Annotated in this window: 17 protein-coding genes and 1 other annotated feature; of the genes, 5 read left to right on the top strand and 12 right to left on the bottom strand. The window is 63.0% G+C overall.

Annotated elements, in window-relative coordinates; translation table 11 throughout:
• Window positions 1-231 precede the first annotated feature (231 nt).
• The 7 genes from ACX1D3_RS11445 to ACX1D3_RS11415 form a co-directional block, all read right to left on the bottom strand.
• Complete coding sequence (locus tag ACX1D3_RS11445; protein WP_048809063.1) at window positions 232-1,362, bottom strand: reverse transcriptase family protein; 1,131 nt, start codon at window positions 1,360-1,362, stop codon at window positions 232-234.
• Between the two features lie 189 nt (window positions 1,363-1,551).
• Complete coding sequence (locus ACX1D3_RS11440) at window positions 1,552-2,793, bottom strand: phosphoribosyltransferase-like protein (protein WP_425411863.1); 1,242 nt, start codon at window positions 2,791-2,793, stop codon at window positions 1,552-1,554.
• A gap of 13 nt (window positions 2,794-2,806) precedes the next feature.
• Entirely contained in the window at window positions 2,807-4,792 is a 1,986-nt protein-coding gene (locus ACX1D3_RS11435) for an ATP-binding protein (RefSeq protein ID WP_045247705.1), read from the bottom strand.
• On the bottom strand, window positions 4,789-6,063 hold the full coding sequence (locus ACX1D3_RS11430; protein ID WP_045247704.1) for an SIR2 family protein: 1,275 nt from the start codon (window positions 6,061-6,063) through the stop codon (window positions 4,789-4,791). Before ACX1D3_RS11430 ends, ACX1D3_RS11435 begins: the two co-directional genes overlap by 4 nt.
• A gap of 13 nt (window positions 6,064-6,076) precedes the next feature.
• Window positions 6,077-6,316: a DUF2188 domain-containing protein gene (locus ACX1D3_RS11425; RefSeq protein WP_045247703.1), complete on the bottom strand. Its 240-nt coding sequence runs from the start codon at window positions 6,314-6,316 to the stop codon at window positions 6,077-6,079.
• A complete protein-coding gene (locus ACX1D3_RS11420) occupies window positions 6,309-7,550 on the bottom strand; it encodes a helix-turn-helix domain-containing protein (protein WP_048809061.1) in 1,242 nt (413 codons plus the stop codon). Before ACX1D3_RS11420 ends, ACX1D3_RS11425 begins: the two co-directional genes overlap by 8 nt.
• The gene (locus ACX1D3_RS11415) at window positions 7,547-8,347 is read right to left on the bottom strand and encodes a hypothetical protein (protein ID WP_045247702.1); all 801 of its coding nucleotides are present in this window, start codon (window positions 8,345-8,347) and stop codon (window positions 7,547-7,549) included. The genes ACX1D3_RS11420 and ACX1D3_RS11415 overlap by 4 nt, the downstream gene beginning before the upstream one ends.
• Window positions 8,348-8,566: 219 nt before the next feature.
• Here ACX1D3_RS11415 and ACX1D3_RS11410 point away from each other — a divergent pair, with 219 nt between their 5' ends.
• Together ACX1D3_RS11410 and ACX1D3_RS11405 are read left to right on the top strand one after the other, a co-directional pair.
• Window positions 8,567-9,007, top strand: coding sequence for a helix-turn-helix domain-containing protein (locus ACX1D3_RS11410; protein WP_045247701.1), 441 nt, complete (start codon window positions 8,567-8,569; stop codon window positions 9,005-9,007).
• Window positions 9,007-9,567 carry a PIN domain-containing protein gene (locus tag ACX1D3_RS11405; RefSeq protein WP_458993968.1) on the top strand — a complete coding sequence of 187 codons (561 nt, stop codon included), beginning with the start codon at window positions 9,007-9,009 and terminating at the stop codon, window positions 9,565-9,567. Before ACX1D3_RS11410 ends, ACX1D3_RS11405 begins: the two co-directional genes overlap by 1 nt.
• 109 nt (window positions 9,568-9,676) lie before the next feature.
• On the opposite strand, the gene ACX1D3_RS11400 is transcribed toward ACX1D3_RS11405, so the two are convergent.
• Window positions 9,677-10,045, bottom strand: a complete 369-nt coding sequence (locus ACX1D3_RS11400) for a hypothetical protein (protein WP_045247699.1) — start codon at window positions 10,043-10,045, stop codon at window positions 9,677-9,679.
• Window positions 10,046-10,199: 154 nt separating this feature from the next.
• Entirely contained in the window at window positions 10,200-12,167 is a 1,968-nt protein-coding gene (locus ACX1D3_RS11395; RefSeq protein WP_458996535.1) for an AAA family ATPase, read from the bottom strand.
• A gap of 117 nt (window positions 12,168-12,284) precedes the next feature.
• Between ACX1D3_RS11395 and ACX1D3_RS11390 the strand changes: the two genes are divergently transcribed.
• Window positions 12,285-13,549, top strand: a protein-coding gene (locus tag ACX1D3_RS11390) for an IS3 family transposase (protein WP_458993478.1) whose coding sequence is annotated in 2 segments (ribosomal slippage) — window positions 12,285-12,588 and window positions 12,588-13,549 — 1,266 coding nt in all. Because the reading frame shifts where the segments join, the coding sequence is not laid out codon by codon here.
• Window positions 12,584-12,718 (top strand) — a sequence feature (AL1L pseudoknot). Its footprint overlaps the gene before it by 135 nt.
• Here ACX1D3_RS11390 and mobF read toward each other — a convergent pair.
• Window positions 13,504-15,108: a MobF family relaxase gene (gene mobF, locus ACX1D3_RS11385; RefSeq protein WP_458993967.1), complete on the bottom strand. Its 1,605-nt coding sequence runs from the start codon at window positions 15,106-15,108 to the stop codon at window positions 13,504-13,506. The genes ACX1D3_RS11390 and mobF overlap by 46 nt on opposite strands.
• 217 nt (window positions 15,109-15,325) lie before the next feature.
• On the opposite strand from mobF, the gene dcm reads away from it, so the two are divergent.
• Window positions 15,326-16,501, top strand: coding sequence for a DNA cytosine methyltransferase (dcm, locus tag ACX1D3_RS11380; RefSeq protein WP_245610973.1), 1,176 nt, complete (start codon window positions 15,326-15,328; stop codon window positions 16,499-16,501).
• A 117-nt stretch (window positions 16,502-16,618) separates the two neighbouring features.
• On the opposite strand, the gene ACX1D3_RS11375 is transcribed toward dcm, so the two are convergent.
• The gene (locus ACX1D3_RS11375) at window positions 16,619-17,440 is read right to left on the bottom strand and encodes a helix-turn-helix transcriptional regulator (protein ID WP_045247697.1); all 822 of its coding nucleotides are present in this window, start codon (window positions 17,438-17,440) and stop codon (window positions 16,619-16,621) included.
• 167 nt (window positions 17,441-17,607) lie between these two features.
• On the opposite strand from ACX1D3_RS11375, the gene ACX1D3_RS11370 reads away from it, so the two are divergent.
• Entirely contained in the window at window positions 17,608-18,348 is a 741-nt protein-coding gene (locus ACX1D3_RS11370) for an SDR family oxidoreductase (protein ID WP_045247696.1), read from the top strand.
• Window positions 18,349-18,370: 22 nt separating this feature from the next.
• Here the strand turns inward: ACX1D3_RS11370 and ACX1D3_RS11365 are convergent, their stop codons facing one another.
• Window positions 18,371-19,291, bottom strand: a complete 921-nt coding sequence (locus ACX1D3_RS11365; protein ID WP_045247695.1) for an oxidoreductase — start codon at window positions 19,289-19,291, stop codon at window positions 18,371-18,373.
• Window positions 19,292-19,306: the final 15 nt, after the last annotated feature.

Raw genomic sequence — 19,306 nt, 5'->3', positions numbered from 1 at the left:
GAACCGCCTCTGACTACCTATTTAACCGTCGGGCTGACAGGATTTGAACCTGCGACCCCTTGACCCCCAGGTGGTAGGAGTAGGGCTCATAGCCCACCTGACCTGGGGTTTTGTGTTTCAGGAGCGTGCTCTGGGCGTCACGTTTTGCAGGGTTTGCAGGCTGTTGGTCACCTAATTGGTCCACTTGCCGATGTCACCGCATACATGGCCTTCCGGGGAGCCGGTTCCGGTTCAGACCTCCAGTGGGTAGCCGCTCCTGGCTAAGGCGTCATTCCAAGCTCGCCGCGCGTGCTGTGCATACTCACGCTCCACACCTGCCGCGAACGCAATCAACCCGTCGACGTGGTTCACGAACGACAGAACCGACTCAAACCCACGGTGAGAAGCATGCTCTACCAGGCCGAACTTCCCCACGCCGCGAACGTGAACCTGAAGGCGGCGCTTGTACTCGGGTAGAAGCCGGACCCCCTGTGAGTCCACCAGCAGGCCGAGAACGACAGTCCTTGCACCTGGCGGGACCACGTGGGTCTTCTTCTCGTGCAGTACAAAATGTTGGTCCCGTACGATGTTTCGGACCTGGGCGATGAGAGCCGTAGCTTGCTTTCGATCGTAATCTGGGCCAGCTGAAAAGGTGAGATCGTCCGAGTACCTTGTGTAGCCCAACCCTCTTGACGCGGCCAGATCATGGAGCTTCGCGTCAAGATTGCTCGCCACAGTATTCGCTAGGGCACCGCTTGTTGGCGCGCCCTGCGGTAACACGCCTTGGCTGCCTACCACATAGGACGGGATCGCGTTGTACGCCCAGAAGTTCTGATACCCCTCGTACCGGGGGCCGCGAAGTCGAGTGCAAATGCGGGCGATCTCCAAGCTCACGAGCTTCGAATAGCCCAGCCGCAGAAGAAGATCAAATATGCGCTTCTCTTGGATGCTTCCAAAAAAGTCATGGAGGTCAAGCTTCACCAACCAGCGCGCTCCCACATGTTGCTCAGCGCATTGAACAATTGAACGGTCACGCTGATACGCGAAACTGGCGGGGTGCATCGGAACCGACGAGAACACGTTGTGGAGGAGCCAGCGCTGCACGTCCATGAGCACGGGCTCGGGGCTCGATATCTCGCGGATTCCGCCATCTCGCTTCCGCCGGTTGATATCAAGGTACGGGTCCCTGACTCTTCCGACTATTTCACGGAGATACCCATAGGAAACTCCGGTCAGTTGGGCTAGATGTCGCAAGCTCAAGATTGGAGGGACGCCATTTGCAAGCAATCGAGAGCGAACAATGCTCGCACGGGAGACGACCTCCGCAGCGTGTCCCTGCGCGAGGCCCTGTGCGATGTAGAGATGAGGGGAAGCGTCAGCCACTTACTTTGACCCCCGGTCCCGAAGGGTGGGGCGAACGCCTCCCCAGGCTCCGTAGGTAGGTGGCGTTTGCCCCACCACGCGTAGCCTGAGCTCGTCCGGTGAACGCGGTCAGCCGCGTCCTGGAGCCAGTCGACTCCACGAGCCGACACAACGTGCCGGCTGCATCACTAAGCAGACCAGTTCTTCCCCTCATCTCATACTCTCAGGATAGTACGGGGCGTCTGACCCCTCGATGCCCGCGGAGACATGGCGAGGAGCCCGCTTGCCCGTCGTCAGTTCCTTCTTGCCTGTCGAGGTGACGTTGCCCTGGTCATCGACCAGTCCAAGCGAGCGCAGAGCGCGCAGGAGCACGTCGACAGTCGCGACGGGTTTGCCGAGTTCCCGAGCAAGCTCGGAAGCAGAACGAGAACGATCGAGCAGCAAGGCCAACACGAGAAACATCTCGTCAGTGGCAGTCCTCATGTACTTCACACCCAGATTGCTCGACAGCCTGGGCTGGCCGATGCGCGTGGCAACATCCTTGAGGACCACATCCGGCGCATAGCTTCCTAGCTCCGTGAACAGATCGGGGGGCACAGTACGTCGTTCGAAGAATGGATGCCACCCGGAGTGTGCCTGCCTCAGAATTAGCGGGAGATTGTTAGGCACACTTGCATCAGTTGCGAAGAGCCCCGCACTTTCCTTGAATCCGAGCGCTCTCTTCCGATCCTTCCTGCGCACGTAGCGGGCGCATATGCCCTTGATCGCATCGCGCTGGTTCGCAGTCCAAGGCGCATCCTGAAACGAGGGAGCTGTTTCGACCGTCCACACCCCATCGAAGGGACCGTCTTCCCTCTGCAGGGTGGCGAGCGCTTGAGAAGAGCCTGCATACGAGAGCGCGTGTATGCGGAGAAGGCCGTATGATCGCCAGCTCCTTAGCGTCGGATGGCGGACGAGCGCCATCGCATAGTCTCGGAGTTGTGTGCCTGAGCCCGCGTAATCGGTGATGACCACGATCGACCGACATCGCTTGCCACGAAGCTCATTCAACTTCGTAGATGGCGCAAGTAGTGCATCTGCCCCAACTAGAGCCGGCGACACAAGGTCGCGAATCAAGTTGCCAACGAAACCTTCGCTGCCTGGAACGACGTTGATTGGGTCATCGAGCTGAAAACTCTCGAAAGCCACCGGAGGGACCGTCCGACCTTCGCCGAGGCGGAGATCTTCAATGGACAGTGCGGAGACCAGGAGTGCTGGGGCCTGAATCTTCCCTTGCGCGATCAGAGAGTGGAGCCGAACTTGCAGTCCAGCTCGAACGTCGCTGAGAGATACGAAACGCAGTGAGTCGAGCAGCTGACGAGCCGGACCTTCGTCTTCGGGAGAAAAGTTCGTCAACCATCCAAGACCTCTCCGGGTCTCACTTGGTCGAACTGCGCGATAGGTACTGGCCATTGAGTACTGCCGATCAAATCTCGATGATGTGATCGCGCTTCGTGAACCACACCTGACGGATCGGCGAATCATCGCTCTTCGGCTTGGGTGATGCGTCTCGCACTCGGAAGGTCGTGGGGATGCTAACGGAGTTGCCGAAAATGAGGGCATGCTGTTTCGGAAGAGACGGAAGTCGGCTCAGCACCGATTCGGAGATGAACGGCGTCATACGTCGAACGTGCTGCAAGTCTTCTGGGTTCTGGATTCTGTGTACAACAAAGTTCGAGCATTGTGACAGTACGGTTCGCGATAGTTCGCTGGGTCGTTGCGAGGCGAGAAGGATGAAGAGGCCGTATTTCCTTCCCTCTTTTGCGACTCGTTCGAATATCTTGGTCGCGTCAATCGCAAAGTCAGAAGGGCGCTCGGCGACGTAGCGATGCGCCTCCTCAAGAACGAGATTCACCGGGAAGGTGTTTCGAGCGTGTGAGCGTCGGAGCCGCTCGAAGATCATTCGAGTCACGACGGCTGAGACTACCTCGACCACCTCGTCCTCAACCTCGTTCATGTCAAAGATGGTGATTTGTGAGCGCTTCCGAAGTCCGCCACTCGGTTGCTCTTCGATGAGGCCGAGCCATTTGTCCACGAAGACCTTCGAGTCAGTCTCGTGGGGAGCCAGCGTGGTCGTATCCGGCCGCAAGAACGCGAACTCCGCACGATCGCGAATCGATTTGTATCTTGTCAGCATTGATGAGCTGTAGTCGCGGACGTGTCGGTTGCCGTGCGCCTCCTCGTAGAGAATGGCGAGATCGAGAGCTTGCTCCAGCAGGCCAAACTCGAATGGAGCGTACTTATAGTCCGGGAGCACAACGTCGTCTTGAATGTGCGGCCGCAATAAGTTGGGAAGTCCATTGGGAGCCACGAAGGCGCCAAAGTTGATAGCAAGGTGCGGGTGCACAGTCTGCCGATTGAGTTCCGGCGTGCTGAAAGAGAGCAATAGTCCCTGAATTCGGCCGACACTCGCCGTCGCGCTTTCAGAACTGGCCAGGATGGCGAGTATCGCGGACGCAAGAACATGGTTCTTAAGCGGCGCGAGAGTTGCGTCATTCGTCGCGAACAAGCTCGTCAGCCCTAACGCATTTCTCAAGATCGGCCGCTGCGCTCGGTCGCTAGCCCGGAGTAGCAGTTCCCACTCTTCCGGGGACAAGAACCAATGAGGCAGTCGGAACCCGACTACATCCTCCCTCTTGTCAGCGCTTGGCGGCGCCTGGGCCTCGCGCCCTGGAACAAGCGCATAGAGCCTTCTGATTGGCTTCGGCAAGTCGGCAAAAGCTTGCCTGTACTCGCCGTTTGTGTCGAAGAATACGAACGTCGCGCCGACGGCAGCGTGGGCATCATGTTTGGTGAAGATGGATTGAACCACTGATGCGACGGTGCAGGACTTTCCGCTTCCTGTGTTACCGAGGATCGCTGCGTGGCCACCGAAGAACTCGTCGACGGATACTTTAACGTCGTAGTCATCAAAGACGACCGATGTACCGATACTGAATGCGCGCAAACGGGTGGGTACTGGTTCAATCTCAGATGATTCGTCGGCCTCGATCGCGTTAGTCGAGTCGAAGATTCGATCGAGGTCCTGCGATTCGGCATACAGGACCTCGGTGTACAGCGCAGGAAAGACTGAGACGCCGAATCGGAACCGCTCCTCGGTGCGAAAGGAGAGAGTGCCGATGGGGACGACATCTAGGAACTTCAATGCTCGAAGTGCGTGTGTGTCTTGAAGCTCTGACTGGAGTTGCTCGCTAGCTGACAGCTCGCGTTCGCGGAGACCGACTACTTCGCCTACGACGTGCTCGGTCTGCAACGGGATCAGGACGAATGACCCGATTCGTGCGACATAGTGTTGGGCGTCGAACCCGACAAGCGTGAAGCTGTCGGAGCCCGCGTTGAGCTCTACGGTAAACCTCTCGGCGTTGACTGCGATGACTTTGCCGAGGGAGCGTCGGCGCTCGATGGCGCTCAACGGCGTGCACCGCTGTCAGGAGTCTTGTGCCCGCGCCCAAGAAGGTTCGTCAGAACGGAGTTGATTGCTTCTTCAGCGTTGTCGGAACCACCTGTCGCCAATATGTCCTCGACGAGCGTAGAGAAGTAGTGCGCCTTCCAGGTAGCTTGCTTGTCTTCCGTGCCGACTATCCAGATTCGCGGGTCATCGAGCTCTCTGAGCTTCGTCACCGTCTCATTGGCGAAAGGGTCGACGAATGCGACAAGTCGGAAGGTGGGGATCGTAAGAGCTTGGAAGATGATGTTGTTCACATGTTCATCTCCGAAGCTGTATCCCACGGTGACGAGGACGCTTTGGTCTCGGACGACTCGGGTTTGGAACTCACGGAACAGATCCGAGTACGGTGCGGCAAAGCTGGCGTTCTGTTTCGCTGGACTGGGATAGATGAGTAGTTGCTCACTCGATATCAGAGAGGGTGCCGTCTCGACGACCGGAAATAATCCGTCGCCACGAGACTCCCAGCTCACCGAACCGTGGAGCTTGGCAAAGTACATCAGGCTGTCGACGGAACTCCACTTCCGATTGCTGATGTCGAGTTGCTCGGAAAGGGCGTATCTGAACACCGACGGGTTGAAACGACGCTCGATTGATCCCAGGAAGCCGTTGATGTACGGGATGCCGAGCCGATCCATTGCGGTCTCGTTGAAGAGGTCGTAGTTCGTTGTGAAGACCCAAGGGCGCGGGAGTGCCCGGTCTCTCTGTGCCAGGCGACGATAAAACTGCATGTAGGTTCTGAGGACGGTTTCATCACCGCGAGAAAACTCACCGTCCGTGCAGGCGGAACGAACATACGCAGTCACTGAGCGAATGACTCGCTGAACGACGGCATGCACCTTTTGCATCGCCGGCCGCGTGCTCGCCCGAAGGGCAATTTCTTGCGCGAACAAGACTTCCAAGAGGCGCTCAAGATTGTTCCCGTAGTCCTTGTCATCGAGATTCAGTCCCAGGCTCGATTTCAGCCGCTGCCGATCCGTTGCTGTGATTCGATGCTTGCCTGTGGTGGCGTTCATGAACTTCTTTGCCATTGGTCCCATTGTGGGAATGCCAAGCTCTCGGCCGTCCTGCTGGAACGACGAACACCCTGACCCAAGCAGGAAAGCAAGATTCTTTGAGTTGAGCGCGTCCGCAATATCGCGACGTACAGTTGCGATGGTCTCGGATGACTCCGAGTCAACCGTGTTGGTCTTCCCCTTGTAGAACGCAACTGAGCGCTGGGGATCGTTCGTCGTCATCCTGTTTAGTCCCTCAGCCCTTGGACGAGCGTGGGTCGTTCCCACGAGGGATCGTGTCCTGCTCGCGGATAGTGCCCTTGAGTGAGCGCACCTGCAGTTCGCCCCCGCCGTCGTTGCGGAGGATGTCACGAGCTCGATTGATGCCCTCAGCCTGTGTGGGGGTGACGGCGCTCGCTCGGTCGGAGCCGGGTTTGCGTACTTCCCAGTTCCCGTCGTCTCGGCGCTGGACGACGCGCTTGTTCGGTTCAGTCATGGGTCTCTCCTTGTGTGAGTTGGGAGTCTTGTGCATCGTTCTCGTTCTCGTTCTCGGCGCGCGCGCTCAGTCGCGGCAGCAGAGATACAACTTTCTTGCTCTCGGGTAGCGAGTGGTCAGCATCAGCCTGATCCGGTTCTGGGGCATGAGGGGTGCGTGCTGTGACGAGGCGGAAGAGTTCTGCCGGTACACGGCATTGCTCGATGAGGCTGAGTTCTTCGATGCCTTCGTTTTCAAGTAGCTCGATCGCTCGTGGCAGCAGGGATGGCTGTTCGATAGCCGTGATGAGGCCGGGTTCGTTGCGTCGCCAGCCTCGCGTGGACAGGGTGACCATCGCATTGCGATAGGAGACGTCGCCGAGTCGTCCGAGGCGCCGTGCCCGGTAGAGGAGCGCCTGGATGCTCACTCCCCACTGTTCTTTGAGTTTGGCGAGGGTGACCCAAGCGCTCCGGTTCATTGCCGTTGGTAACAGGTCGGCTATCTCGGCTTCTGGCATCAGCAGCTCTGAGGCGAACCTGTGAGCCTGTTCCTCAACGATTCGTCCGCCGGGTTCTGCGTCGCTGTGCATAATGAGGTGGCCCAGCTCGTGGGCGACGTCGAAACGCTGTCGGTAGTAGTCGCGCTTCACGGGGTTGAGGATCACTACCGGACGCAGGTGGCTGTCGAAGGAGTAGGCGTCTACTGAGGCAGTCTGGTTCGGGCTGAAGACAACGAGGACTCCGTGGTTCTCCAAGGCGCGCACCAGGTGCCCGGCTGGTCCTGTACCGAGCGCCCATGCATCGCGTAGCTCCTGCGCGGCCCGCTCGGGACCGTCGCCTTCAAGGTCATCCAGTTCGACAGGCATGGATGGCAGGTCGACGTCTGGTAGCTCGACGTGACGCTCTAGGGATTCGGCGATGTCGAGGGCGATCTGTCCGTAGGCGAAGGCTTGGTCGCGTGCGAGCTGGCTCGTTGATCGCAGCGACCGGAAGTGTGGGAGGGCGCTGGCCTTGGCGACATCATTCGGGCGTGCGGCGAAGAACCCTGGATCGACTGAGAGTCCAAGAGCGAGCTGGGCGACGGTGGAGGGAGTCGGCGTTTTTGCGCCTGTCTCCCATGCCGATACTGCGGTTGGGCTTTTCTTGATCAGTGCCGCAAGATCGCTCTTGCGAAGCCCTGCCAGGTGACGCGCCATGGTCAGGCGCGCACCGTCGAAGAAGGCTGCTGCGGTCGCTGTCCGGTCGGTTCTGTTCACTGACCAACCTGTCCGTGGTTTGGCTGCTCAGCCGCCGGACGGCGGAGCTTGACCGGGGCGTCAGGCGTCGTGTCGGGACTGACAGGCATGGGCGCGCTCGGACGCAGGCGTCCACCATCCGCCGGAGGTGTCTGCAGAAGGTCGTGCTTCCAGTACCAGGCGGAGCCACCCCCGGAGTTCAGGCGAGGCTGGCCGATAACAAGTTCGCGACCGCCGCGCTCGGCATCCAGGGAGTGCCCTACGACCAGGGTGTGCAGGTCGAGCTTCGAGCCAGCCATCAGGGTTGCCAGGCCAGCCTGTTCGTCGCTTGTGAAGTGGTCGAACAACGTCGGCGGGTCAGGTTCGTCCGTCGGCTGCTGCGCGACGCGCTGCTTCGTGGTGCTCTTTTGCGGCCACGGCACCTCATCAAGTTTGCCGAACGCAGACGAGGCGAGGAGCCAACGAGTTCCCTCGTGCGACCAACCAGGACTTCCGCTGAGATCAGCGCGCCCAACGAGCTCAGGATCAAGTGCGGGAAGGGTCGTGATGTCGCGCTCGGTCAGTTCCGCGTGGAGAAGGTCGAGGCTCGTCTGCCCGTCCGTTCCTTCCGCGACGGCGTAGCGGCGGCATGAAAACACGCGATCGAGGCGATCGCGGAAGAGAGTGAACCGAGTCACGCCGACCCACGTCGCGTCGTGGCCCGCGGCCTCCGAATAGTCTTCCAGCACACGGTCCGCAGCCGACAGGAAGGCCCAGCGGATGCCCGCCAGCACACCAGCACGATCCAGCGCGCCTACCAGGTCATCTCGTTCACTCATATGACGAGAGTACACCCGGAGGTAGTAAATTACGCATCAAAGCAAACCGCGTGTCGTGCCGAGTGCCCAAAACTGTTCACCTTTGCCTTCTCCCCACACCATCCTGGGGCGACGAGCCGCTCGTCTTCCCTGTGGGCGGGCCGAACGCCACCTCTTCCAGGCCGCCTCGGGTACACTTATTGCGACTGCTTCGATTGTTTCGATTAGGAGGATGGGCTGATGAGCGACATCGCGACGCTGGTTCCTGAGCCGGCCGACACTGAGCTGGCGGTATCTGCTCTGCGCGGGCTCGACGCAGTGCTCGGCGCTGAGGGTCCGGTGCGATTGCATCTGGCTGGGCAGGTCGGCGATGTGGAGGTGCCCCGGTCTGCGCTGGCCGCACTGGCGCAGGTACTCGACAGCTTTGCGCACGGCGAGGGCGTGACTGTTCTTCCCTCGCAGGCAGAGCTGACGACCCAGCAAGCTGCCGATGCGCTGCGTGTATCGCGACCGTTCCTGATTGGGCTGCTCGACGACGGACAGATCGAGTACCGCACGGTAGGTACGCACCGTCGTGTCAAGGCGGCGTCGCTGATCCGCTACCTGCGTGAAGACGACGAGCGCCGCCAGTCTGCTGCTGACGCGCTGACCGCGGAGACCCGCGAGCTCGGATTCGCCTGATGCAGGTCGTCGTCTACGACGCCAACGTGCTCTACCCCTCCACCCTGCGGGATGTACTGATCCGGGCAGGGCTCGCAGGCCTGGTGCGGCCGAAGTGGACGGAGCAGATTCTCGATGAGGTGTTCCGAAACCTGCGCGTGAACCGCTCTGACCTCGACCCCACGCGACTGGATCGCACTCGCCGCCTGATGAATGAGGCGATCCGTGACGTAACGGTCACCGGCTACGAGCACCTGATCGACCAGCTCGATCTTCCCGATGCCGACGACCGGCATGTCCTGGCCGCTGCAATCCACGCTGGCGCTCAAGTGATCGTCACCCACAACCTCCGCGACTTCCCCGCCGACCGGTTGAGCTCGTGGGATGTGGAAGCGCAGCATCCCGACGGCTTCCTCACCGGTCTGTTTCAGGACCACCCGGACGCCCTCGGCAGGATCGTCGCCGCTATCACAGCGGTGTGGGGCGGCGAGACCAACTACGGGGATGTCCTTGACAGTCTCTCCATCGATGGGCCGGGCACCGCTGATCTCTTGCGCGAAACGTTTGGTGATCGCGGGTAGATCCCGGCCCGCCAGCGTCAATACCTTCACGCGACGCGAAGGTATTGACCGCTCCCAAAGAAGACAATCCTCGGTTCCGAGCAGGGGGCTGACGGCTGCGAGCGCACGGTCACGAGTGGAACTCGACGGATTCATGCGTCTCCACACGATCGATCTGAGACCCGCTCCGTCGGGCGGCAGCCTCTTGGATGCGGGCACGGATCAGGAGGATCAGGCTGACCGGCCCAATGATGGTCAGCTTCATCGCGTTCCAGATGAACAGGATGACCAGGAGGTGGAGCCATCCGGGGCCACCGTCTTCGATGAGTTCGCGGCACACGGCTGCGGCGAGGAGGTATGGGATGGCGAGGAGCATCGCAGGGATGCCCCACTTGAGGCCGCGCCGGGTGCGGATCGCGTCGAGGAGCCGGCTGGTTGGCATGTAGCGGCGCAAGTAGGTGCGGGTATGGACGCTGAGGGTCCAGAGGAGTCGGAGCATGGCGGAGTCCTGTCGTGGTCTCGGCGACAAGAACCTTGAAGGACTCACCCGCGAAGGTGGAGCCATACTGTCGCGACGAGCGACAGCGCATATTTAGAGGCCGCCTCGCCTTCCACTCTACGACGGACCCCGGACAGCCGGAAGGCCCCGCCGATCAGAGCGTGCGGCCTGTGCTCTCGCGCTCGGTCGTCCGACGCCCACGTTCCGGCTTCGGCTTTGTGATGCATTGTGCCTGCGCGAGTGCAGCTTGTGCACGCGCCTGGTCGATCCTCTGCGCCACCGACTCAGCAGAGACTGTGCCGAGTGGTGTCGCAGTGGTGATGGCGTATCGGTCGCGGTAGGCGGCAACCACTCTGGCCTGCTGCCTCCACACTCTCTCAGCGCGTGGATCTTTCGGGATCGGCCCGAGCGCTCGCACCCACGGCTGTCTGCCGTGGAAGGCAGCGTCGAGAATCGCATCTGCTCTGGTCTCGATGAGATCGCGTCGCTCGTCGAGGGCCTGCCGCATCTCCGGAGCCATCTGACCGTTTGCTTCGGGGATGAGGCCGGCGATCAACCGTGGAGCCTTACGGACTCGGCCAGACCCAGCAGGCCGCGCGCTGGCTCGTTCGATCCGGTGGTGGAGGACGGATGCGAGGTCATCGGCGTCGCCGAGCGGCCTGGCGTTGACGAGGCGCGGAAGCAGAGCGTCAACGTCGTGGTGGTTGGCTTCGGCGCGGCGAAGTTCAGCGGAGAGCGCACCGTAAGCGTCGGAGTTCACGATGTCGTCGACCTGCTCGTCGCTGAGGCCGGATGTGCGCATGAGCCTCGCCCAGCGGTCGTGTTGTGCTGCTTGGGCGATGGTTTCGTACTCGGCTGCGAGCTGCGCGATCGACCCCCACCGCTCCTGCTCGGCGGTGATGGCTTCGTGGGCGGAGGGTTCGGCTCCGACGTGTTGCAGGACTCCGTAGAGCACGGACCTCGCGGTGGCGTCGGTGTTGTCGCTGGGGTGCGGGTGGTGATGGTCGTGGTCGGGCTGGTCGGTGACGACGTAGGCGTGGTTGGCGTGGCGTCCGCGGGTCATGGCGACGTAGAAGTTCTCCCGCGTCGTCGTCACCGTCACCACGGTGTGGGCGGTGTCGGTGGTGACGCCTTGCGCCCTATGAGCGGTGACAGCGTAACCAAGATCAACGAATTCTGAGACGTAGGCGGCGGGCAGGATGATCGCTCCGCCGAACCGCTTACCGTGGGGTCGGATGGTGATGGAGCCGTCGTCACGGACGTTGGTGATCTGCCACCGGTCGCCGTTGCGAACCCAAGTGTGCCGGTTCCGCAGGCGCCGGTCATTGCGGCGGGTGATGATCGTGTCTCCGGCTGAGGCAGTGCTGCCGTCGTGCAGCTCGATCTCCTTTATCGGGGTGATGGTGCCGTCGATGATGAGGTCGGCGCGAGCCCGGTTGTTCAGGGCAGTGACATTCTCGTTCGTCTCTGCGATCAGGATCGACGCACGGCCTGCCTGGGTGTCGGCACGCCACGCGGCATAGGCGGCATCGGTCGAGGTGTCGGTGTCTCCGTCGTGGATGCGCTGGTGGGTGAGGTAGGTGTCGATGATCTCGGTGCGGCCGTGACGCAAGGACAGCGAGGCGGTCTTCTCCCACTCGTTCGTGAACCGGTGAATATCGACCAACTCGGGCGCATCGTCACGATCAGAGACCAGGAGGCTGAACGCGCCACCGGCATCAACGGATTGGAGCTGCGCGTAATCGCCGACCAGCAGCACCTTCGCCCCCGCCTGATCCGCGGCGTGCGTGATGCGATCGAGGGAGATCGTTCCGGCGAGTGAGGCTTCGTCCACGATGACGAGCTGCCCGGCGGTGAAGGTGGTGCCGTGGAGGGTGTGGTTGCTCCACCACTTCGCCGTGTTCTCCGTTGTGATCCCGAGGTCTTCGGCCAGCACCGCAGCAGCGACAGCGGAGGGTGCGAGGCCGACGACAGAACCCCTGCCGTGTTCGGCCTCCCATGCTTGCCGTAGCGCGGACATGGCGGTGGTCTTCCCCGCCCCAGCAGCGCCGACGAGAACGTCAATCTGGCGGCCGGAGACGGCGACAGCGGTGAGCGCCGCGGCCTGGTCATCGCTGAGCATCCTCCCCTGCCGATCAGGCCGGTTGGTGATCTTCTCCACCGTCTCCAACGCCACAGTCGGTGCTGAACCGCACTGAGTTTGTTGGAGACTCCTGACCTTGGAAACGAGGATGGGGTTATGCCGAAAGAGCAGACAGCAGGGAAGCCGACGACGCGTCGGTACTCGCCGGAGGAGAAGGCCGCCGCGGTCCGGATGGTGCGAACGTTGCGGGCCGAGCTGGGGACCGAGCATGGGACGGTGCAGCGCGTCGCGGCGCAACTCGGATACGGCGTCGAGTCGGTGCGGTCGTGGGTCAAGCAGGCCGACATCGATGAGGGTCACGTCGCCGGCGTGACGACCGTCGAGGCCCGGCGCGTGCGGGAGCTCGAGCAGGAGGTCCGCGAGCTTCGCCGAGCTAACGAAATACTCAAGCGCGCAGCGAGTTTCTTCGGGGCGGAGCTCGACCGCCAACACCGGAAGTAGTCGCATTCATCGACGCGAACAAGGACGACATGGTTGAGGGTCGCCCGCTCGGAGTCGAGCCCATCTGCAGCGTGTTGCAGGTGGCTCCGAGCACCTACTACGCCGCCAGGGATCGTGTCCCGTCGGCGCGGTCGATAAGCGACGCTGTCCTGGTCCCGGAGCTGGTGAGGCTGTGGGAGGACAACTATCGCGTCTACGGTGTCCGCAAGCTGTGGAAAGCCGCCCGTCGTGCCGGGATCGACATCGGCCGTGACCAGACCGGCCGGTTGATGCGTGCCGCCGGTATCGAGGGCGCCACGCGTTCTAGGCGAGTCACGACCACCAAGGCCGATCCAGCCGCCCCCAGGCACCCGGACCTGGTGCAGCGGGAGTTCACCGCGCCGGCACCGAACCGGCTCTGGGTGACCGATCTGACGTTCGTGGCGACGTGGGCCGGGGTGGCCTACGTGTGCTTCATCATCGACGCGTTCTCCCGGATGATCGTCGGCTGGCGATGCGCTTCACACATGCGCACCGAGATGATCCTCGACGCGATCGAGATGGCCCGCTGGGGTCGCGGCACCCACCACGACGACCTGCGCTGTCACAGCGACGCGGGCAGCCAATTCACATCGATCCGCTACGGCGAACGGCTCGCCGAGATCGGCGCCACCCCCTCGATCGGGACCGTCGGCGACAGCTACGATAACGCCCTCGCCGAGACCGTGAACGGCTACTACAAGGCCGAACTCGTCCGCGGACCCGCCCGACCAGGCCCCTGGAAGACCGCGGAGGACCTCGAACTCGCAACCCTGGGCTGGGTGCACTGGCACAACACGCAGCGCCTCCACGGCTACCTCGGCGACATCCCGCCCGCCGAGTTCGAGCAGGCGTTCTATGCTGGCCAAACCGACCGCAAACAGCTGGTAGGAATCAAATAGCACGAGTCTCCATCAGACCCAGTGCGGTTCAGTGCAGTGGTGGCGCGGGAGCGTTCCAAGAGGCGGTCTTCTGCTTCGAGGATAGTTTTTGATGAGTAAACGTTGGCGTGCGCTGGCCTAAACCTGCTCGACCCATCCGCCCGCCGAAACAGCACCGGACTCGACGCCAGATCCAGCGGCGACAACCGCAGAGAAGCTTGTTCAGCGGCGTCGGCGACCATGCCGGTGATCGCCTCCCGATCCTGCATCGAGGCGAACCGCCACCCCATCAACTGCCGAGACGCCTCCGCGTGCAGATTCCACCGCTGCCACGTCGAACGCTTCTCACCGACCGTCTCCATCACCGCCTGCCCGATCTCGCCGATCAGATCGAGCGGTACATCGTCGGCACGCAGCACCAGCACGGGCGGATTCGCGGTGAGAGCACGAGCCCAGGCGGTTGCATCCTGTCCGAGGACCCGCCCCGCGCGGTCACGCCAATCGGCGGTGAGCTCGGCCAGAGAGTGGATCTCTTTCTCGGGGCGAGTGGCAAGAGTTGCTTGGGCTCGGAGCTTCAGGACGGTCCTGGCGGTGGGTTGCTTGCCGTGCTGGGCGACGTACTCGGCGATGAGGCGTTCCTTCTCCGCCTCAATGTGTCGGGTTCGGGTGGAGAACTCGTCCATCAGCTCTTGCGGAACTCCTGTGATCTCCCACCCGGGGCTCCGGTCGCGTCCGCGGTCTCGGGCTTCCCAGGTCAGGCCGAGGACGCGGGTGAGCTGGTCGGCGAGGACCGCGTTGTACATCTCCGAGATCGCCACCACCGCCTGATGCATCGGCCGCCCTGCCAGCGTCCGCCACTTCCCGTCCTGCACAGTGAAGACCTTGTTGCTCACCACGACATGGGTATGCAACTGCGGATCACCAGCCCGCGAGTCGTAGTGATCAAACGCTGCGGCGGCGACGCCTGCGACATCGACGTGTGCAACCGCTCCGTCGGGTCCGGTTGCGCCCACCCTGGTCGATGCAACCTCACGCTCCATAAACGCAACCAACTCCGCAACCGCCGCGTGATGAGCGTCTGCGATCAGCGCCTGCGTGCCCGCATCGGCGACAGCCCAGAGCGTTGAGACGGACTTCGGCACGCTGAACGTGTAATCAAACCCCGCCACCGCACGCCGCGTGCCACGCTCGGCCTCTTCGGCTTCGATCTGGACGATCTGCTCCGCCCGTGTGGACGGCCCCAGATCAGTAGGCAAGGCGTTGGTTCGGGCTTCGATGCGCTCGGTGACCGACGCGAACTGCTGATACGCCCGCCCCAACGGAGCCTTCGTGATGGGGTCGTGGCCCATCCCGATCAGAAGCTGAAGCTGCGCCTCACTCACCTGGGCACCGTCGGTGAGCTCCCCGTTCCCAAGCGTCGAGAGTCCGGCGCCGAGCCAGTGACCGGGCGGGTTCCCGGCCTCAGCGTAATACCGCGTCAACGGCGTCGAGAGGGAACGATCGCCATCACCGGCAGCGACGGATCGCAGGAGGTATTTGTAACCGTCGCCGGCGGACATGACACGCATCGAGACCGTCACCCGGCACCTCCTTCTGGACAAGAGGTGAGCGTCCGATGACCGCCAGCGATCGCGGCGCTCGCGGGGCGGCGCGCCTCTTCTGAAAGACGTGTGGCAGCTCAAAACGAGGGTCGGAAGCAGGAGTCCGAATCGTGGCTCTCGGGAGGTGATCCGCGCCAGCGGAGGCGGCGACGTGAGCGCACCTGGCAGGTGACCTGAACGGCGACAGAACTCCGACGTGGAGCCCGGCCAAGGTCATCGACCAGGCGGAGCCACGCTGCACGAGGAGCAGGCGACCAACCCGGACCGGCTGATGCGTGTCGGTTCGCTGTTCTCCGGGTACGGGGGTCTCGATCTCGCGGTCGAACACGTCTTTGGTGCTGAGACGGTCTGGTTTTCCGAGATCAATGAACCCGTCGCCCGCGTCTTCGCCCACCACTGGACAGACGCCCCCAACCTCGGCGACATCACATCGATCAACTGGCATGACGTGCCATCGGTGGACATTCTCTGCGGAGGTTTTCCTTGTCAGGACGTGAGCACGGTAGGCAAGCGTGCTGGCCTCGCACCTGGCACTCGCTCCGGCTTGTGGGCGCAGATGGCGACAGCGATCGAGATCCTGCAACCACAGTTCGTCGTGATCGAGAATGTCCGCGGCCTGCTCTCTACCAAAGCGATCCGCCCCACCCAGCAAGGAGCATCCCCCGATGCACGCAACCCCAACGACGCAACCGGCACCGATGCCACCGCAGCCCTTCGCGACCTCGAACCCGACCCGTGGGGTCTGGGAGACCAGCCAGCCCGACCTCTACGGGCGCTTGGTGCCGTACTCGGAGACCTGGCCGACCTCCGGTATGACGCGCGGTGGCTCGGCATACCCGCTTCCCTCGTCGGCGCGCCGCATCCACGGTTTCGCATCTTCGTCCTCGCGCGACGCGCTGTTCCGAACCCCTCTGGCCTCGGACTCGGCCAGGGGTGGGGAGACGCTAGATCAGGTGAAAGCGCGCCGCGGGACGATCGCTCTCAGCCATCAGGTGATCGACCTGATGACCCGGCGTGGTCGGCACCCGATATCGGACACAACGTTCGCGCTGATCGAGGAGTTCTTCGACGCTGGGGACGTTACGCCCCCGCCATTTCCCGATGGGAACGCATCATCGGACGGCCAGCGCCATCCCCGGCGATTCTGAACCAAGCTGGCGTCTGGCGTCCTGCACCCGATTTCGTGGAATGGCTTATGGGGCTACCCGATGGATGGGTCACCGCTCCGCACCTCGGCCTGACCAGTGCACAGCAGCTTGCTGCGCTTGGCAACGGCGTAGCACCGCGACAGGCGTCGATAGCTCTTCAAACCCTGCTTCGCTGTGAGGGGCAGCCGAGCGTGCACTGCCATTCGGGGACGTCGGCGAACTGAGCGATTGGACGGCGCGATACAGGCGGGATCCGACCGCGTGCGACCCGCGAGATACCAGCCATTACAGGAGAGAGATCTGCCTGAACTGAGCACTGTCGGTTCCCAAGGCCCGCGCTCCTACTCAGCGGTGAGGGATGCGAGCAGGTCAAGTTTCTCGGCGTCTGCGCTGTGCTCAGCCGGGTAGTAGACGACAAGGACAAGGTCGTCGATCGGCATCTTCTCGCGGTGGAGGCGCAGCGCGCCGAGACTCGGATGATTGACAACCGCGGTGCCACCCGCGAGCTGCCGGATATCATGCCGAGCCCACAGTGTGCGGAAACGTGCGCTGGCGAGCGAGAGCTCGCCGACGAGTTCGATGGCGCGCGGGTCATCGGTCTCGTCGCCGAGAGAACGACGGAAAGCAGCGATGAAATCGTCGACGGCCGTCTCCCAGTCCTCGTGGAAGTCGCGCTCGGCGGGGTCCAGCATCAACGAGCGCAGTCGGTTGTTCCCTGGCTCCAGGCGGGGGTTGAAGGCGATCGCGAACGGATTGGCAGCGAGGACGTCGAAGTAGCGGTTCTCGATGAACGCGGGCATGTTCAGCGCTGCGAGCATGTCGCGCAGCCGGGCAGGCACCCGCTCAGCGCGCCCGGAGGCTTTCGCGCGGCGGACACGGGGGCGCGGGCCGCCGAGGCTCATCAGGTGGTCGGCTTCGATCTCGTCGAGGCGCAGCACCCGGGCGAGCGATTCCAGTACCTGGCGCGAGGGGTTCTTGTCGCGGCCACGTTCGAGCCTGAAGTAGTAGTCAGCGCTAATACCGGCGAGGAGCGCAACCTCCTCACGCCGAAGACCGGGGACTCTGCGCCCCGATCCAGCAGGGATGCCCGCCTGCTCGGGAGTGACCAGCGCACGGCGTGCGCTCAGGTACTCCCCGAGCCGGTTGTCGTTGTTGCCGTCCATGCGATCAACGGTAGCCATTCCCCACCGATCGAAAGGTGCCCTGTCAGGACGCGGATCAGCGGGGTCCTTCCTCGGCTTCGACCATCGGCCGAGCATGGATGCATGCCGGCGATCGAGCCGGGGAGACCATCCGGCCCATAGTCGGAGACGGACAAGTGAGGAAGCACATGGATATCAGCGGACGTACCGTCCTGATCGTCGGAGGTACCACGGGAATCGGACGTGCCCTCGCCCAGCGATTCGTTGACGCGGGCAGCACGGTCGTTGTCGGCGGGCGCAACATCGAGCAGGTCGACGGCGTCGAGACGGTGCGCATCGACGTCACCGATGCGGCGTCGGTCGCTCAGGCGCGCGATGAGGTGCTGGCGAAGCACCCCGAGCTCGACGTCGTCGTGACGATGTCGGGGGTCATGCTCACTGAGGACCTGCGCGACCCGGACCACATCGCCCAGGCCGAGACCACGATCTCGGTGAACCTGCTCGGCACGATCCGCGTGATCGATGCGTTCACCCCGCACCTGCTCGGCCGTGGCGCCGGTGACATCATCACCGTTTCCTCGGGCATCGGCTTCCTGCCGTTCCCGCTCATGGCGACGTACGGCGCCTCGAAGGCGGCCGTGCACTCGTACACCGAATCGCTACGCGCGCACCTCGCTGGAACTGGTATCGCTGTGACCGAGCTGATCCCGCCGGCCGTCGCTAACGCCGGCCAGGAGAAGCTCAACCCGAATGCTCTGCCTATGGGCGACTTCCTCGACGAGATCATCGGGCTGCTCACCCAGAACCCGACTCCGAAGGAGATCGTCGTCGAGCGCGCCAAGCCCCTCCGCTGGGCTGAGCACGACGACACCTACGAGGAGCTCCTCGCCGCTCGGTCCCAGTCGCTCAGTAATCTCTCCGGACGCTGAGCCGGAGCAGCAGCGTCCCGGGTCATCCGGGGCCGTCGCTTGTGGCGGCGAGGAGCGCAGTGATGGCGTCGCTGATCGGCGTGTGGATGTCGTGTCTGCGCGCGAGACGCGAGATGACGCCGTTGCGGATACCCCATTCGAGCGGCCGGCCGGCTTCTCGGTCGGTGAGGATCGACGTGCTCATATCAGCCGGGAAGGCCTGGAAGCGGGCCAGGATGGCAGCGGGCACGTCATCGCTCAGGGTTACTCCTTCCGCATGCGAAACGGCCAGGCACTCTTTCAGATAGTCGAGAGTGAGATCCGCGAAGTCAGGGCGGGTGAACACGCCGGCACGCCGACCGGTGAGCGCCATCAGCCCGGCAGCGGCATTCTGGAGAAGCTTGCGCCAGGCGAGAGCGGTGAAGTCGCCCGCGAGTTCGACCTGGCAGCGCGTGTCGCGCAGGACATCCGCGATGCGCTCCGCCTCCGGTGATGCGGGAAGCGTCAGCCAGGGCTCGCCCCGCAGGAGGATGGTGCCGTCTTCCTGCGACTGCGCCGGGAACCAGACGACCGCGGGGACGACCTCTACTCCCTCAGGAACATGGGGTCGAACGGCAGCGATCTGCTCGACGCCGTTCTGCAACACGCAGACCACGGTCCCGGGGGCGCACAAAGCACGCAGCCAGGGGGCTGCCGCCGCGGTCTGGGTGGCCTTGACCGCCAAGAAGAGCACATCCGCCTTCTCAGGCTGCGCAGCAGGATCGGTGCGCACGGGGCCGGGAACGACGATCCGGCGGTCGCCGTCGATCAGGGTGAGCTCTGTTCGCGGCGTGCGACCGTAGAGCGTCGGTGTGTTGCCTGCCTCATGGAGCAGTGCGGACACCGTCGTCCCTATGGCTCCCGGGCCCACGACTCCAACGCGCTTGCGCTCCCTGAAAGAACTCGGTTGCTGCTCTGTCACCATGCCCCAATGTTACGC

The organism is Tessaracoccus yangjingae, from assembly GCF_054483935.1.
This window is presented reverse-complemented; position numbering and strand designations above follow the sequence as displayed.

Bases quoted from the DNA above. Each gene is read 5' to 3' on its own strand.
- ACX1D3_RS11375 (WP_045247697.1), bottom strand. From the start codon at position 17,440: ATGGACGGCAACAACGACAACCGGCTCGGGGAGTACCTGAGCGCACGC.
- ACX1D3_RS11365 (WP_045247695.1), bottom strand. From the start codon at position 19,291: ATGGTGACAGAGCAGCAACCGAGTTCTTTCAGGGAGCGCAAGCGCGTT.
- ACX1D3_RS11370 (WP_045247696.1), top strand. From the start codon at position 17,608: ATGGATATCAGCGGACGTACCGTCCTGATCGTCGGAGGTACCACGGGA.
- ACX1D3_RS11440 (WP_425411863.1), bottom strand. From the start codon at position 2,793: ATGGCCAGTACCTATCGCGCAGTTCGACCAAGTGAGACCCGGAGAGGT.
- ACX1D3_RS11425 (WP_045247703.1), bottom strand. From the start codon at position 6,316: ATGACTGAACCGAACAAGCGCGTCGTCCAGCGCCGAGACGACGGGAAC.
- ACX1D3_RS11405 (WP_458993968.1), top strand. From the start codon at position 9,007: ATGCAGGTCGTCGTCTACGACGCCAACGTGCTCTACCCCTCCACCCTG.
- ACX1D3_RS11410 (WP_045247701.1), top strand. From the start codon at position 8,567: ATGAGCGACATCGCGACGCTGGTTCCTGAGCCGGCCGACACTGAGCTG.
- ACX1D3_RS11415 (WP_045247702.1), bottom strand. From the start codon at position 8,347: ATGAGTGAACGAGATGACCTGGTAGGCGCGCTGGATCGTGCTGGTGTG.
- ACX1D3_RS11430 (WP_045247704.1), bottom strand. From the start codon at position 6,063: ATGACGACGAACGATCCCCAGCGCTCAGTTGCGTTCTACAAGGGGAAG.
- ACX1D3_RS11400 (WP_045247699.1), bottom strand. From the start codon at position 10,045: ATGCTCCGACTCCTCTGGACCCTCAGCGTCCATACCCGCACCTACTTG.
- ACX1D3_RS11395 (WP_458996535.1), bottom strand. From the start codon at position 12,167: ATGCTCAGCGATGACCAGGCCGCGGCGCTCACCGCTGTCGCCGTCTCC.